Origin of the sequence: Nocardia sp. NBC_00881 (assembly GCF_045207455.1) — a bacterium.
Classification (GTDB): domain Bacteria; phylum Actinomycetota; class Actinomycetes; order Mycobacteriales; family Mycobacteriaceae; genus Nocardia.
In genome coordinates this window covers 6055204-6069718 of record NZ_CP108798.1, presented here as the reverse complement: position 1 = coordinate 6069718, position 14515 = coordinate 6055204, and the positions used below count along the sequence as shown (strand labels likewise).

Here is a 14515-nt window from a genome sequence, read left to right as displayed (position 1 = left end):
GACGCCGCCGTCCGAGTCTTCACTTTTTATCGAATAAGCGCGGCCCGCACTATCGGAAAGACGCGACTGCGCAGCGCGTAAACGCTGAACGTTGCATCCTTTTGTAGGAAATCCGGCGAACCTCCGGCACGGACCGAGAAGGATGGAAGTCACGATGGGCAACTCCACACTGGGCTCGGACGAAAAGCTGTCACCCGGCGAATCATTGCGGAGCGGTGACTACACACTTACGTTCCACGAAAATGGCGAGCTCGTTTTGTACAGCGCGGACGGCGGTGTCGAGAAGACATGGACGCCCGAACTGCCCCCCGGGTGCGATCTCAGCAATGCGGAACTACACCAGGCGAATGGCGCTCTCTACGCCACCAACGGCGACGGTCACCGGATTGCTACCTACACCGCCCCCGCGACCGACGTGTGTTGGCCCGGCTTGACGCTGGAACTGACCGAAGACGGCCGACTCGTGGGGCGAGACCCCATGTCGAACGATCCGGTCGGTACATCCTTCGAGCTCGATAGCACAAGTGAAATCGAGTTTCCGCTGTATCATCCACGTGGCGAGTCGACTGGGTTGCAGAGACTCATCGACACGATTGAACGTGGAATAGACGCACTGGCCGACACGCTGCGGGCCGGACATCCGGAACAAGCCCCAGATGTCAGGGACATGCTGGCGGAAACCGGCTTTTACGATTCGCGGAACCGCTCCGTCATGAGCGACGTCTACAGCGACATGATGCACGAACTCGACGGAGTGAAATCCACTCTACAGAGCTATGACGAATATGCCGGATCAACGGCGGATCAAACGGCCGAATACGTCTCGAGCGGTATGAATTACCTAAGCGCGAGAGTCGGCGATCTCAACGAGAAACTAAAGGCCGCCCCCTATCAGGTGATCGATGAACCCATAGACCCCGGAATGACTGTGCCGGCGGTCACGGTCCGATCGGAGGTCATCACTAATGAATCGGAGCTGATGGACGCCCTGTACAACGCCCTCGACGAGGTGGAACGCAAAGTGGACGAGGTAGCCAGCATTATGGAAGATCTCGGCAACGGCCTCGACGAGAATTCGCCCGACTATCAGAGTAACCAGCTGCCGGCCGGTCCCGATCCATCGGCGGATTACAGCCCTCCCTCCGAACCGGGAACCGAAACCGGCTGGACCGACACCGATAACAGCGATCTGTTCAGCGACCTGCTCGGCACCGAGACCGACGACCGCAGCGGGCTCAGTGGCCCGCTCGGATCGTCCGGCCTGGACATGACAAGACTGCTGAATGCCATCACGGGGCAGAGCGCGGGATCCGGCGGTGGAACACCAACCGCGGCGCCCGCCGCCACTGACAGCGGCTCGGTGCTGGGCATGATGATGCCGATGATGATGGTGCCGATGATGGCTTCGATGACGCAGGCTATGCAGAAACGACAGCAGGACGCCGAGTACGCGGAGCGGGAGCGCGAACGCGAACGCCGCGAGCAGGAAGCGCAGTACCAGCAGCAACAGCCCGTCTCCGGCCAGCCGACCGGTGCCACCCCTGCCGTTACCGCGCCTGTCCCCGCTGGAGGAGCACCCACCATCGGCACCACAGGCATGGTCGACGCCGAGTTGCCCAACGGAACCACCCAGAAAGTCACCGCCACCACCGCCGAAGCCCTCCAGAAGGCAATCAACAATCCCAACGGCAGCGATGCTCGCGCCGCCTACGCCGGTACCCTCGGCGAATCCACCCCGGCGCACTCCTGGACCGTCGTCGACGCCGCAGACCTCCGCACCGGCGACGTCGTCCAATGGGAGAACCGCACCGCCGTCGCCATTGTCACCCAAGACGGCCTGTTCTTCATCACCAGCGGGCAGATGGTCCCCTTGGACACCAACAACCCCTTCGAGGACGGTCAGGGCGACTACGGCACCTTCCAAGGCTTCTTCCACCCCACCGGAGTCGACACCAGCACCGCAACCACCGACCCAACCCAACTCACCCCACCCGCCATGCCCACCCGGCAACCCCCCGCAGCCGCCATCCCACCATCAGTTGCCGCTGCTTGAGGTGGCCGGGGCCGGGTCGTCCGGCAACGACGATCCGGGCCGGAATAGTTTGGAACGGCGGGCCGTTGCATCCCACTGTCGGCGTCCGGACAGCCCCGGGCCTCACCCCTTTTGTCGCTTCGAGCGACCACTCGCCGAGAGGCGCTTGTGGGACGTCGACACCTCTCGTAACGCCAGCCGTGCGGCGCGAATCAGGGCCGCCAGGTTTCCCAACCTGGCGGCCTTCGCACGTCGCGGGACTAAGTGCTCAGATGAGTGGTGATCACCGGCGCGACACGGGCGATGAGCTCATCGAGTGGTTCCGAGCCGATCGGCTCGACCTTCAGCACATGGCGGAGGTAGGCGATGCCCAGCAGTTGGGCCATCGCCAAATCGATCCGTAGTTCGGCCTTCGGGCCGGGGAGGGCGGAGGCGAGCTGCGCGTACAGCCGGCCCTGGATGAACTGCCGAACCAGGGCGGCGGACTCCGCATGGGTCGCCGCACCGCGCAGGATCGCCAGCAGTGGGGCGCGTGATTCCGGCTGTTCCCATGCCTCGAAGAAGACCCGCGTCAGTCGCTCACCGATCTCGCCGCGCGCGCCCTCGGTAATCCGCGCGGCGACATCCTCAGGGTCGAATGGCCATCCCATGGTGGCGCGGAACAGTTCGGCCTTATTGCCGAAGTAGTGCCGGATCAGTGCGGGATCGACGCCGGCGGCGGCGGCGATGTCCCGCACCGTCGTCTTGTCGTATCCGGATTCGGCGAACTTGCGGCGCGCGGTCTCGACGAGCACATCTCGGGTGTCGGTCTTCCCCGGTCGTCGTCCTATCGGAGGCATAGTGCAAGAAATTCTACAGTCGTTGACTTTCTGGCTTCGCGCTTCGTAGGCTCGATGAAGAAACTCAACATGTGAGGAGTTTTTTGATGCCAGCTCCACGATGGGTCGCCAAGGCCAACAAGATCGGCCTCAATCGGGTCACCAAGTTCATCGCCCCTTGGGCTCCGGGATGGGCGGTGGTGATCCATCGCGGACGCAACTCGGGCCGGATCTTCCGGACACCGCTGTGGGCCTTCCGGCGCCGAGGCGGCTACGTGATCGCACTGACGTATGGACCGAAGGCGGACTGGGTGCGCAATGTCCTCGCCGCGGATGGCTGCGAACTCGAAACCAGGCGCAAGCACTACGAGGTCGGCGCTCCTCGCGTCTACCGTGACGAGAACGCGGGCGACATGCCGCCATTCATCCGCTTCATGCTGCGCAAGGTGATCAAAGCTCCCGAGTTCCTCAGTGTCGAGGTGGTGCACGAAGTGGATGTGGCCTGCTGACAGGCGAGATACCAACCCGGTGGCGACCGGGAGCCTGCGGTGGTGGCCGGGGCACCCATATGGACCCGGCGACCTTGCCCGCGTACGCCGGAAGACTTTTCCCTGTGGGAGTTTGCTGAGAACGCCGGTGGGAGTGTGCTGGGAATCCGCTGACCTCCGTTGTCTTCGCGCAATCGGTGTTCTGGAATGGTTCCGTCACAGCAAGTATTTCGTCCTCAGAAAGGCTCCTGCCGTGAAAATTAAACTCGCCAGCACCTTGGCGGTAGTCGCAGCCGCGGGTGCCGTATTCGTCGGGCCGCTCGCCGGATCGGCCACCGCCGCAGTACCGGATGCACACATCCCAGCCCATCGGGATCGCGACTGGGGCGGCTGGAATCGCCCAGGGTGGCACGACCCGGGCGATCCCTTCCGCAACGACTGGCACTGTGACCGGCACGGAGCGTGGCACAACGACGAACACGACTCGTGGGGCCACTGGGACGGCCGCTGCCGTCCCTGGTGACAACCGGTCCTACCACACACCCCGGTCGCCGCCGCTGCTCTTCGCAGTAATTCTCGGAACGGTGTCCATGCTGATCATCTGCCGCGACCCCGCCCCTGCCTCGATCGACAGATACCCGCACGACCACGATGGCCGACGCCGGAATCCACACCCAGCCTGTCGACCGTGTGAATACCTTCAGGGGCGCTAGCCTCATGCGCATGTGGCGTTTCGGTGGACTCCTAGTGGGAATCGCGACGTTTTCGCTGGTGGCGGGCAACGTGTTCGCCGGGACCGCGCACGCCGGGACCGAGGAGCCGGTCCGGTGCGCGGTCACCTCGGGCCGCGACCTGGAACGGGCCGCGCCGGAACAAGTCGGGCTGAACGCTGAGCGGCTCCAGGAGGCGCTGACGTTCGCCGGCGAGCGAAATCGGCTCAATGTGCAGGTTTTCCGGCACAACTGCCTGATCGGCGAGGGGCCGACGAACGATCAGACCGGCAACGTCGCATGGAACATCTGGAGCGCGACCAAGAGCGTCGTCTCCGTTCTCGCCGGAATAGCCTGGGACCAGGGCAAACTCGATCTTCAGGTGCCGATCGATCGCTATCTGCCCGCGGGACTCGGCGATGCGGAACACCGGTCCATCACCGTGGAGAACCTACTCACCGAGACGTCGGGCATGCGGGTCGGGGTGCTGACGGAAGGCGTCACCGGCGTGATTCCGGTCGACCCGAACAGCGCGGTGCAGGCACTGGGTGTGTCGCTGGACCATCCGCCCGGCACCGTCTTCACTTACAGCCAGCGCGATGTCGACCTGCTCTCGTACGTGATCGAACTGGCTGTCGGGGAACCACTGCAACAGTTCGCACAACGCGAGCTGTTCGATCCGCTGGGTATTCTTCGCAGCGACTACTACTGGGCCCGCGACCGCGCCGGACACACCTACGGCTACGCGCATCTGATGATCCCGCCGAACGATTTCGCCAAGATCGCGCTTCTGGTGAGCAACAACGGGCAGTGGGGCGCGCAGCAGATCGTGTCCGCCGCCTACCTGCGGAAGGCCCGCGAGCCCTCGCCGGCGAACCCGTGCTACGGGTACCTGTTCTGGCTAGGGCCTGGCTGTATCGAGATTGCCGACTTCCTACCCACCGACGTATATGCGATGTCGGGGCTCGCCCTACAGGACGTGTTCATCATCCCGAGCCTCGATCTCACCGTGGTGTGGACGGGCGCCTATGGAAACGTCAGCAGGTATGGCGTCGGTGGGGTCGTACAGAACGCCCAGGAACTGCCCTACGAGTTCTTCCGCAGGCTGTTCGACGCGTTCTACGACCGACCGGTGGCGGACCCAGGCCCATATATCGAACCGCCGGTCCGGCTGGACCCCCGCCTCTTCGTAGACGCGAACATCTTGCTCGCGGTGTTCGGCATCGGACCGTCCGCCTACCCGGGCTGCAACGTCGTCGCCTGCCTGAACTACCCGCTGGCGCCGCCGTTCGCCGACACCGCACCGGGCTGCGTCATCGTCGCCTGCCTCGGACCCGACCCGCGGACCCCCGGCATCCGCTAGTCACGTCACCGTATGCGCCCGGACGCGGGGCACGATGATTTCCGCCCCGCCCGGTTCCACGCGTCAGCGATCCGATTCCTCTTGATCTGGTTCGTTATCGGCGCAGCTGATTGCACCTGCCGGGGCCCGGGCACGCGCATTTCCGGCCGGCTCAGCGCGCGGCGAGACCTGCGAACCGCGCGGTGTCCATGTAATCGCGGAACAGCACCACCTTGCCGCCCCTGACCCGAATCACGTTGACCGATGTGCGAACGCGGGCTCACTCGGCGCCGGAGTGCGTCATGTCGACCTCGTTCTCCACCAGGAATACTTCGGGGTCAGTGGTCTCGTACACCTGAGGATGGACGCCGTGCACCTCGATGCCGGACAGCCCCGACCACCGCTGCACCAGGTGGTCGCGAATCGCGTCGCGGCCCTCCAGCCGAGCTGGGATGCCCGGAACTACGAAGGGGATCTCGAACACCGCGTCGGGCGCGAACAGCTCGACGAACGCGGCCGCATCACGGTGCCGGAGCCGACCGAACAATTTCTCGACCAGCTCACGCGAAGTTTCCACCGACTCTGTCGCCACCATTCGAACCTCCGAGATAAACGGAACGCTTAACCCACCCCGCCCGCGCTTTCTTCGATTTCCTCGCGCGCCTGGTCGAGGAGGGCAGCGTCAAACGCGACCTCGCCGACGCCGTGGGCAGCACCGACGCCCCCGAATACCCGAGGCCGGTTCACGAACTGCGTACGGCAATCGGCACGCTGCTGACCCGCGCCCAGCACGCCGGCGCGGTCCGCACCGACATCGAAACCGACGATCTGATGCGAATAATCAAGGGCGCTTTCCTCGCCACGCACGGAACCAGCGCCACTCCTGCCCAGCGCAACCGCACTTTCGCGGTCATCTTCGACGGGCTGCGTACCCGCTGAACACAGCGTCTCCGGCCGTCGGCTATCCCCGTCGACGCACGTGCAGGACTTTCGGCCTCGGGCACTTCGCGACACTCCAGGAACTGCCCGGTTCTCGGTGAGATCGCACCTTTGCTGGAGGCGTTCTGTGGTTCAGAGGTATTGGGACTGAGCGCGCCGACCAGGGATGCTCAGCCCTGATAGCCCTTGTTCTCAGCGGTCGCTGAGCAATACCTCGGCGATCTGAATAGTGTTGAGGGCCGCACCCTTTCGCAGGTTGTCGCCCGAGATGAACAGCGCGAGTCCGCGGCCGTCAGGAACGCCGGGGTCCTGGCGGATACGGCCGACAAGGGAGTCGTCGATGCCCGCGGCGGCCAGCGGGGTGGGCACGTCGACCAGCTTCACGCCGGGGGCCTTCGCCAGGATCTCCTTGGCGTGCTCGACCGAAAGCGGCTCGGCGAACTCCGCATTCACCGACAGCGAGTGTCCGGTGAAGACAGGGACGCGCACGCAGGTGCCACTCACCGCGAGATCCGGGATGCGGAGAATCTTGCGGCTCTCGTTGCGCAGCTTCTGGTCCTCGTCTGTCTCGCCGGAGCCGTCGTCGACCAGCGACCCGGCCAACGGAAGCACGTTGAACGCGATCGGCGCGACGTACTTGTTCGGTGCGGGAAAGTCGACGGCGCGGCCATCGTGGGTCAGCTTCTCGGCATCGCCGATCACCGCGCGTGCCTGGCTCGCGAGCTCGTCGACACCGGCAAGGCCGCTGCCGGACACCGCCTGATAGCTGGACACGATCAGACGACGCAAGCCCGCGATATCGTGCAGCGGCTTGAGCACCGGCATGGCAGCCATGGTGGTGCAGTTGGGGTTGGCGATGATGCCTTTGACGAGGTTGCGGGCCTGCTCGGGGTTGACCTCGCTGACCACCAGCGGGACCTCGGGATCCTTGCGCCAGGCCGAGGAGTTGTCGATCACCGTGACGCCCGCCGCGGCGAAGCGCGGGGCCTGCACCCGGGACATGGTTGCACCTGCGGAGAACAGCGCGATGTCCAGCCCGGACGGATCGGCGGTCTCGGTGTCCTCGACGACGATTTCGCGGCCGCGCCAGGGCAGCGTCTTGCCCGCCGAACGCGAGGAGGCGAAAAACCGTACCTCGTCAGCCGGGAAGTTGCGCTCCTGCAGCAGTTTCCGCATGACGGCACCGACCTGTCCGGTCGCGCCGACAACACCTACTCGAATTCCCATGGCTTACCGTCCTGTTCCCGCGTGGACCACGGCCACCTCGTCGCCGCCCAGATCGAAGGCCTTGTGCAGCACCTTGACCGCCTCGTCCAGTTCGGTGTCCTTGACCAGCACGGAGATCCTGATCTCCGATGTGGAAATGAGGTCGATGTTCACACCCGCCTTCGCCAGCGCCTCACAGAAAGTGGCGGTGACACCGGGGTGGCTCTTCATGCCCGCGCCGACCAGGGAAACCTTGCCGATGTGGTCGTCGTAGAGCACCTGGGAGAAGCCGATCTCGTCCTGGCGCTTGGTCAGCATCTCGACCGCGCGGGCGCCCTCGCTCTTCGGCAGTGTGAAGGTGATGTCGGTCTTGCCGGTCTCGACCTTCGAGATGTTCTGCAGGACCATGTCGATGTTGATCTCGGCGTCGGCTACGGCACGGAACACCTTGGCGGCGAAGCCCGGTTCGTCCGGCAGCCCGACGACGGTCACCTTGGCCTCGCTGCGGTCGTGCGCGACGCCGGTGAGGAGTGCTTGCTCCAAGGGGATTTCCTCCATCGATCCATAAACGTAGGTGCCCTGCTTGTCGGTGTAGGAAGAGCGCACATGCACGGGCACGTTGTAGCGGCGGGCGTACTCGACGCAGCGCAGCATCAGCACTTTGGCGCCGCAGGCCGCGAGTTCCAGCATCTCCTCGTAGGAGACCTGCTCGAGCCGCTGCGCGTCGGGCACGATCCTCGGGTCGGCGGTGAAGACGCCGTCCACGTCGGTGTAGATCTCGCAGACGTCCGCGTGCAGCGCCGCGGCCAGCGCGACCGCGGTGGTGTCCGAACCGCCGCGGCCCAGCGTGGTGACGTCCCTGCTGTCCTGGCTCACCCCCTGGAAGCCCGCGACCAGCACGACGAGGCCCTCGTCGAGCGCGTCGCGGACGCGACCCGGGGTCACGTCGATGATCTTCGCGTTACCGTGCGCGCCCGTGGTGATGACGCCCGCTTGCGAGCCGGTGAACGAGCGGGCCTCGGCGCCGAGGGAGTGGATCGCCATGGCGACCAGCGCGTTGGAGATACGCTCACCGGAGGTGAGCAGCATGTCCATCTCGCGGGCGGGCGGCGCCGGCGCGACCTGCTGTGCGAGATCGAGCAGCTCGTCAGTGGTGTCGCCCATGGCCGAGCAGACGACCACCACCTCGTGGCCCTGCTTCTTGGTCTCCACGATCCGTTCAGCGACGCGCCGGATGCGCTCGGCGGTCGCCACCGAGGATCCTCCGTACTTCTGAACAACGAGAGCCACGACAGGGTCCTCCCCGATCGACAATCAGCAGGTAACAGTCACCCAGACTACCGGCGGGGCCCAGCGGTTTTCTTACTACCTGCCCGGCCTGTGCAAAGACCCCAGCCGCATCGGATCCCGACGGCGCCGCCCGCGCCACCGAAAATGAGGGACCATGTGCAGATGAAGAGCATGCTGCTCGAGGTGAGAACGGGCCACAGCGAAGTGGTGCAGGACATCACTCCGCAGTGCGCGACATTCGTCCGCGAGGCAGGTGGCGACGGGCTGTTGCACATCTTCGTGCCGCATGCCACCGCCGGGATCGCGGTGCTGGAATTGGGCGCTCGCAGCGACGACGATCTGCTTGCCGCGCTACGGGATCTATTGCCCGCCGACGACCGGTGGCGGCACGCCCACGGCTCACGCGGGCACGGTCGGTCGCATGTGATGCCCGCGCTGATCGCGCCCTACGCGACGATTCCGGTACTCGACGGCACGCTTGCGCTGGGCACCTGGCAGTCGATCGCACTGGTCGATCTCAATGTCGACAATCCGGACCGGCAAGTGCGGCTGTCGTTCCTCGCCGACGCGGGCTGACGTCTGCGTGGATCGAAGTGTCCTGCTGGACTATTTGTCAGTGGCTCTGCAGAAAATGGCTTCCATGGCGCAAACGCTTCCCCTGCTACTGCCGGACTCGCTGGTGAACACCCACCGCATCGACCTGACCGCGCTCTACTCGAAGGGATGGGGAGTCCAGGCGTACGACGTCGCGGCTGCCCCTTCCGGTGACACCTTCGCGTTGTACGGCGTGTACCGCTACAAATGGGACGCCAAAGACACCGGTCAACTGGCACTGGGTCCACGCGGCTGTGGAGGTGCACCGGCTTTGACGGCCACAGGGCTCGGCGCTCCGCCCCGAGCGGACCCGCCGAAGCCCTATGACGGTGGTCGCCTCGGCAGGCGAACACGGCGCGGTGTCAGGCTCTGGTCAACCAGGTGACCTGTACGCCGTTGCTGAATTCCGTGCGCTCGGTCGGACGGAACATAGTCGGGCGAAACTCACCCGCGATGCCGGGCACGCCGGTGCCCGCGACGACCGGGTAGCTCTTGATCACGAGCTCATCAACCTCCGGCAGCAGCGCGGCGGCCACCTTGCCGCCGCCAGCCAGCCAGATGTCCATTCCGTCCTGCTGCTTCAGCGTGCGAACCAGATCGAGCGGATCGCGATCGACCAGCTCGACGCCCGGATCGTCGATCCGGCCCAGGGTGCTCGAGACCACGTACTGCTTCATATGCGCATACGGGCTGGTCACCCCGATGGCCAGGGCCGGATCGTAAGTACCGCGCCCCATGACCAACGTGTCGAACTTCTGGTTGGGGGCGTCCACGGCCAGGCCGATATGCGGGCGAACGTGTGTGGGCAGCGTCTCGGGATACTCCGCGCGCATCCATTCCCACATGTCGTCCGCGATGGGGTAGAAGTCGATCTCTCCATTCGGGCCGGCGATATAGCCGTCGAGCGAGAGGCCGACGAAGTAGATGAGTTTTCGCATGGGATACCTCTTTCGATGGACGTCGTGTGCCAGAGGGTCAGGCTCTGGTGAACCAGGTGACCTGCGCGCCGTTGCCGAATTCTCTGCGCCGGGCCGGGGTGAACAGTGTGGGTCGGAACGCACCCGAGAAGGCGGGCACGCCCCCACCTGCTACGACCGGGTAGCTCTTGATGATCATCTCGTCGAGTTCGCCGAGCAGTTCGGCGGCGAGCATGCCTCCACCCGCGAGCCAGATATCACCGCCCGCTTCCTGCTCGAGCCGTCGTACGAGTTCGACCGGGTCCCGCTCGATCAGTTCGACAGCCGGATCGTCGATCCGACCCAGCGTCCTCGACACCACGTACTGCTTCATATGGGCGTAAGGGCTGGTCACGTCGATCGACAGCGCGGGCTCGTACGTCCCGCGGCCCATCACCACGGTGTCGAACCGTTTGTTCGGCTCATCCACCGCCATTCCGGCATCCGAACGCACATGGGTGGGGACGAACTCCGGATATTCGGACTTGATCCAAGCCACCATCTCGGCGTCGAACGGATAGAAGTCCCACTCCCCTGCCGGGCCTGCGATGTAGCCGTCGAGGGACACACCGACGTAGTAGACAAGCTTTCGCATACCAGTACCGCCTAAACCGTTGTACTCTGCCCGTAGTGATCTGAAAGTAGTACTACGAATGGAGTGGTGTCAAGTGCGGACCAATCCGGAGCGGCGGCAGGCGCTCCTCGACGCGGCGATCGAAGTCCTCGCGCGTGACGGTGCGCGGGGTCTGACCTTTCGCGCGGTGGACAAGGAGGCGGCCGTGCCAGCGGGCACGGCGTCGAACTACTTCGCCAACCGCGACGACCTGCTGACCCAGGCAGGCGGCCGGTTCTACGAGCGGCTACAGCCGAGCGCGGCCACCATGGCCAAGCTGAGCGAAGGGCCGAAGACCCGCGCGAACATCACCGAACTGATGAAGGAGACCACCGGGCGCATCGAGGCGTTCCGCACCGGCTATCTGGCACTGCTCGAACTACGCCTGGAAGCGACCCGGCGTCCGGAACTGCGCGCGGTGCTGACCGAGCGGGTACGCAAGGACATCGAATTCAACGTGCGCAACCATGTGGAGGCGGGCCTGCCCGGCGACGAGAAGTCGGTGCTACTGCTCTACCTGGCCCTGAACTGGTTGATAGTCGATCGGCTGACGCTGCCCGAGGTGTTCACCGAGGAACAAGGCCAGGACCTGATCGAGGCCGCCGTTGAACGCGTGATCAGCCCGGACGCCTGAGACGCGCCACGCCGCCTGGCGCGGGGTGGTTGTGACTGGCCTCACTCCGTTCGATAATAGGGCGATGATGGCGAATGTCGGAGACCGACTCTGCGTGCACGGCCACGTTGTGGGAGAAGGGGACCGCGAGGGCGAGATCATCGAGGTCCGCGGGCCGGACGGGACGCCACCCTACGTGGTGCGCTTCACCGACGGCCACGAGTCGCTGGTGTATCCCGGACCCGACGCGATCGTCGAACACAACGGGTCGGACTAATCGCGCCGCTTGCCGCGGCGCGTCACCGCGAAGGCAACAATCCCGGCGATCAGCACCTTGCCGACCGTCGCGATGATCGCGTTGACGTCCAGGGCAGGGTGCCAAGTGAGCTTTCCGTCGCGCAGGACGAACGCGCCGACGAGCTCGGCGCCCACGCCTTCACCCTCACCTCGGCCATCGGCGCCGTCGCCGGTGCCACCACCCCCGCCACCGACCGAGGCGGCGGGGATCACTCCGACGGGCTGCACAGCACCGTCCGTTGGCCGATTCCTTCCCGATGGTAACCGGATGGTCGCAGGGTCGGACCGCTTCGGTTGAACCTTCCATCTCGAAGTCGGTCACCTTTGCCGGTCGCCGATCTCGAGCGAATAACGGCACGTGGGCCGCGTCAGCCCAGAATCGACTGCCTACGAAATTGTATAGCGAGAGCGCATAACAAAAGGTGGGCGCGTGCCTCGAGTGAAATCGAGCGGCACACGGCCAATCGGACCGGCGCCGAATCGACCGGGGTGCGACCATGTGCACCATGATCGGTTCCAAACGAGTTCGGTTCCAGCCGGTGGCCGAAGGCGCCTCGGTAACCCAGCTCGAGCTGTTCTTCGACCTGGTGCTCGTCTTCGCATTCACCATGGTCACCGACCTGGCCGCGGGGGAGACCAGCGCGAAGAACATGCTGCGTGCGCTGCTCGTGCTTGCCCTGATGTGGTGGTTGTGGATCGCCTATTCCTGGCTCAGCAACACGGTCCGCGCGGACGAGGGCATCGCACGGCTCGCGATGTTCGTCGCGATGGGCGCCGGGCTCATCGCCGCGCTCACCATCCCCGAGGCATTCCGCGACCTGCCCGGCGGCTGGTTCGGCCCGCTGGTTTTCGCGATCGCCTACCTGATCGTGCGACTGGTACACGTCGGTATGTACTTGCTGGCCAGTTCCGAGGACTCGCAACTGCGCAACCAGGTGCTGCGCTGGGCGCTGGGCTCGATCACCCTCGGCACCACACTGCTGGTCATCGCGGCGATGACGTCGGGCGTCGTGCAGATCGTCTTGTGGGTCGCCGCCATCGCGGGTGACTATCTGTGGACGCTGTTCGCCGGCACCGACTGGCGGTTGAATTCGGCCACCCATTTCGCCGAGAGGTACGGATTGATCGTCATCGTCGCGCTGGGTGAATCGATCGTCTCGATCGGCATCGGCGTGGCGGGGCTACCGATCTCCTGGCCGATCGCGGTCGGCTCGATGCTGGGTCTCGCTATCTCCGGACTGCTGTGGTGGGCGTATTTCGACGTGGCCGCCCTGTCGGTGGAACACGAACTCGTGCGCGCCGAAGGTGCGCGACAGATCAAAATCGCGCGGGGCTCCTATACCTTTTGGCATTTCCCGATGATCGTCGGGATCATCGGGCTGTCACTCGGACTGAAGAAAGTGCTCTACTACGTCGGCGACTCGTCGCACCACACCCTGACCGACGCGCTGTACGGAATTCCGCTGTACGCGCTATACGGCGGTGTCGTGGTGTATCTGATCGCACTGGTCGGTTTCAAGCACTACGCGACGGGCACCGTCACGGTGTCCCGAGTGGTCACTGTCGTGGTGCTGCTCGCGCTCGTGCCGCTGGCCTGTGCGCTGCCCGCGCTGGCATCACTTGCGCTGCTGTGCGTGGTGCTGATCGCGCTGATCGCTTGGGAAACCGTCCGATTCGCGCAGCCGAGGGACGAGATCAGGCACGCGACACCCGCCTGATCTGGTGCCGGACGCCGTTTTCCGCAGGCGTCGGACCATACGCGGACGGTGGCACCCTAACGCCGTCGCGGACCGCCTCACGGATCTGATCGATATTCTCGCGCAACATATCCGAGACTAGTTCGTCGGTGCGGGGATCCTCCAGAACCTGGAACACGATGCGGAACGTCGTGTCGGCGATCAGCCGAATGATCTCGTCATGGAACGGGATGTAGCGCACCCGACCTGCCTGCGGGTCCTTCTTGATCAGGTCGAGAATCATCTCGTCCAGCTCGGCACGGTTCTCCTCCAGCGCGGCCGCGATATTGCGGGTGTAGTGGCCGGTGCGCAGGACCTGTACCACCTCGTCCATCACAGCGATCGTCATCGGACGGCGGATGGTATCCACGATGGTCACCACGAACCGGTTCACCACCGCGGCGGTCACCCGGTCGCCGAAGACCCGGTCAGCCACCCGGCCGAGCCGGACGACGATCACCACGATCCGCAACAGGCGGAAGCCGCGGAAGAACGGGCTGGTCACCGGGATCATGCCGAGGACCTCGTACCAGTAGACGAACGGGAAGGTCCACGGCCAGCCCGCACGCCGCCAGCGCCACAGGAACTCCGCGGCGAACACCGCGCACACCGTCCAGTCGACAATCACGATCGTGTGATAGATGTGGCCGGAAACCGGGAAGAAGGTGATCCAGGCGACCAACACCACGGAAACCACGGCCAGCGTCAGCATCAGGAAATCGGTCCACAGCGTAGGCGGCTTGCGTGGAAACTCCTGTGGCTCCGGCACTTCCCGGAGACCGTAGCTATCTATGCGCGAGCTGGTGGAGCCGGACACTGAGGGATCCCTTCGACGCCGAACGGTGTCGCCGACAGTAGTACGCCGACAGCCCGCTCGGCAC

At 64.9% G+C, this 14515-nt stretch carries 17 protein-coding genes and 1 pseudogene; 10 read left to right on the top strand and 8 right to left on the bottom strand.

Going from position 1 to position 14515, the window contains the following annotated elements:
- The first annotated feature begins 154 nt into the window (after positions 1 to 154).
- Positions 155 to 2053: a hypothetical protein gene (locus tag OH799_RS26080; protein ID WP_406269141.1), complete on the top strand. Its 1899-nt coding sequence runs from the start codon at positions 155 to 157 to the stop codon at positions 2051 to 2053.
- Positions 2054 to 2292: 239 nt separating this feature from the next.
- Here OH799_RS26080 and OH799_RS26075 read toward each other — a convergent pair whose 3' ends face one another.
- Complete coding sequence (locus OH799_RS26075; RefSeq protein ID WP_406269138.1) at positions 2293 to 2871, bottom strand: TetR family transcriptional regulator; 579 nt, start codon at positions 2869 to 2871, stop codon at positions 2293 to 2295.
- 86 nt (positions 2872 to 2957) lie between these two features.
- Between OH799_RS26075 and OH799_RS26070 the strand changes: the two genes are divergently transcribed.
- The 3 genes from OH799_RS26070 to OH799_RS26060 all read left to right on the top strand — a co-directional run bounded on the left by OH799_RS26070 (position 2958) and on the right by OH799_RS26060 (position 5411).
- A complete protein-coding gene (locus OH799_RS26070; protein WP_406269134.1) occupies positions 2958 to 3359 on the top strand; it encodes a nitroreductase family deazaflavin-dependent oxidoreductase in 402 nt (133 codons plus the stop codon).
- Positions 3360 to 3591: 232 nt separating this feature from the next.
- On the top strand, positions 3592 to 3861 hold the full coding sequence (locus OH799_RS26065) for a hypothetical protein (RefSeq protein WP_406269131.1): 270 nt from the start codon (positions 3592 to 3594) through the stop codon (positions 3859 to 3861).
- A 200-nt stretch (positions 3862 to 4061) separates the two neighbouring features.
- Positions 4062 to 5411, top strand: coding sequence for a serine hydrolase domain-containing protein (locus OH799_RS26060; protein WP_406269129.1), 1350 nt, complete (start codon positions 4062 to 4064; stop codon positions 5409 to 5411).
- A gap of 259 nt (positions 5412 to 5670) precedes the next feature.
- On the opposite strand, the gene OH799_RS26055 is transcribed toward OH799_RS26060, so the two are convergent.
- A complete protein-coding gene (locus OH799_RS26055) occupies positions 5671 to 5985 on the bottom strand; it encodes a nuclear transport factor 2 family protein (protein ID WP_406269126.1) in 315 nt (104 codons plus the stop codon).
- A 47-nt stretch (positions 5986 to 6032) separates the two neighbouring features.
- On the opposite strand from OH799_RS26055, the pseudogene OH799_RS26050 reads away from it, so the two are divergent.
- A pseudogene (locus tag OH799_RS26050) lies at positions 6033 to 6329 on the top strand (hypothetical protein); the annotation flags it as partial.
- Between the two features lie 192 nt (positions 6330 to 6521).
- On the opposite strand, the gene OH799_RS26045 reads toward OH799_RS26050, so the two are convergent.
- Together OH799_RS26045 and OH799_RS26040 are read right to left on the bottom strand one after the other, a co-directional pair.
- Positions 6522 to 7556 carry an aspartate-semialdehyde dehydrogenase gene (locus tag OH799_RS26045; protein WP_406269123.1) on the bottom strand — a complete coding sequence of 345 codons (1035 nt, stop codon included), beginning with the start codon at positions 7554 to 7556 and terminating at the stop codon, positions 6522 to 6524.
- Positions 7557 to 7559: 3 nt separating this feature from the next.
- Positions 7560 to 8825: an aspartate kinase gene (locus tag OH799_RS26040; RefSeq protein WP_357268335.1), complete on the bottom strand. Its 1266-nt coding sequence runs from the start codon at positions 8823 to 8825 to the stop codon at positions 7560 to 7562.
- 162 nt (positions 8826 to 8987) lie between these two features.
- Here OH799_RS26040 and OH799_RS26035 point away from each other — a divergent pair, with 162 nt between their 5' ends.
- Both OH799_RS26035 and OH799_RS26030 read left to right on the top strand, forming a co-directional pair.
- The gene (locus OH799_RS26035; RefSeq protein ID WP_406269119.1) at positions 8988 to 9401 is read left to right on the top strand and encodes a secondary thiamine-phosphate synthase enzyme YjbQ; all 414 of its coding nucleotides are present in this window, start codon (positions 8988 to 8990) and stop codon (positions 9399 to 9401) included.
- 64 nt (positions 9402 to 9465) lie between these two features.
- Positions 9466 to 9804 carry a hypothetical protein gene (locus OH799_RS26030; RefSeq protein ID WP_406269116.1) on the top strand — a complete coding sequence of 113 codons (339 nt, stop codon included), beginning with the start codon at positions 9466 to 9468 and terminating at the stop codon, positions 9802 to 9804.
- Here the strand turns inward: OH799_RS26030 and OH799_RS26025 are convergent.
- Together OH799_RS26025 and OH799_RS26020 are read right to left on the bottom strand one after the other, a co-directional pair.
- Complete coding sequence (locus OH799_RS26025) at positions 9782 to 10357, bottom strand: dihydrofolate reductase family protein (RefSeq protein ID WP_406269113.1); 576 nt, start codon at positions 10355 to 10357, stop codon at positions 9782 to 9784. The two genes, OH799_RS26030 and OH799_RS26025, sit on opposite strands and share 23 nt — an antisense overlap.
- A gap of 37 nt (positions 10358 to 10394) precedes the next feature.
- Positions 10395 to 10970, bottom strand: coding sequence for a dihydrofolate reductase family protein (locus OH799_RS26020; RefSeq protein ID WP_406269110.1), 576 nt, complete (start codon positions 10968 to 10970; stop codon positions 10395 to 10397).
- A gap of 73 nt (positions 10971 to 11043) precedes the next feature.
- Between OH799_RS26020 and OH799_RS26015 the strand changes: the two genes are divergently transcribed.
- Positions 11044 to 11622 (top strand): TetR/AcrR family transcriptional regulator, encoded by a 579-nt coding sequence (locus OH799_RS26015; protein WP_406269107.1) that lies wholly within the window; start codon positions 11044 to 11046, stop codon positions 11620 to 11622.
- A gap of 64 nt (positions 11623 to 11686) precedes the next feature.
- The gene (locus OH799_RS26010) at positions 11687 to 11878 is read left to right on the top strand and encodes a DUF1918 domain-containing protein (RefSeq protein WP_406269105.1); all 192 of its coding nucleotides are present in this window, start codon (positions 11687 to 11689) and stop codon (positions 11876 to 11878) included.
- Here the strand turns inward: OH799_RS26010 and OH799_RS26005 are convergent.
- A complete protein-coding gene (locus OH799_RS26005) occupies positions 11875 to 12126 on the bottom strand; it encodes a hypothetical protein (RefSeq protein ID WP_406269102.1) in 252 nt (83 codons plus the stop codon). The genes OH799_RS26010 and OH799_RS26005 overlap by 4 nt on opposite strands.
- Before the next feature lie 278 nt (positions 12127 to 12404).
- Here OH799_RS26005 and OH799_RS26000 point away from each other — a divergent pair, with 278 nt between their 5' ends.
- Positions 12405 to 13616, top strand: a complete 1212-nt coding sequence (locus OH799_RS26000; protein WP_406269100.1) for a low temperature requirement protein A — start codon at positions 12405 to 12407, stop codon at positions 13614 to 13616.
- Here the strand turns inward: OH799_RS26000 and OH799_RS25995 are convergent.
- Positions 13594 to 14451 (bottom strand): ion transporter, encoded by an 858-nt coding sequence (locus OH799_RS25995; RefSeq protein ID WP_406269097.1) that lies wholly within the window; start codon positions 14449 to 14451, stop codon positions 13594 to 13596. The genes OH799_RS26000 and OH799_RS25995 overlap by 23 nt on opposite strands.
- Positions 14452 to 14515 lie beyond the last annotated feature (64 nt).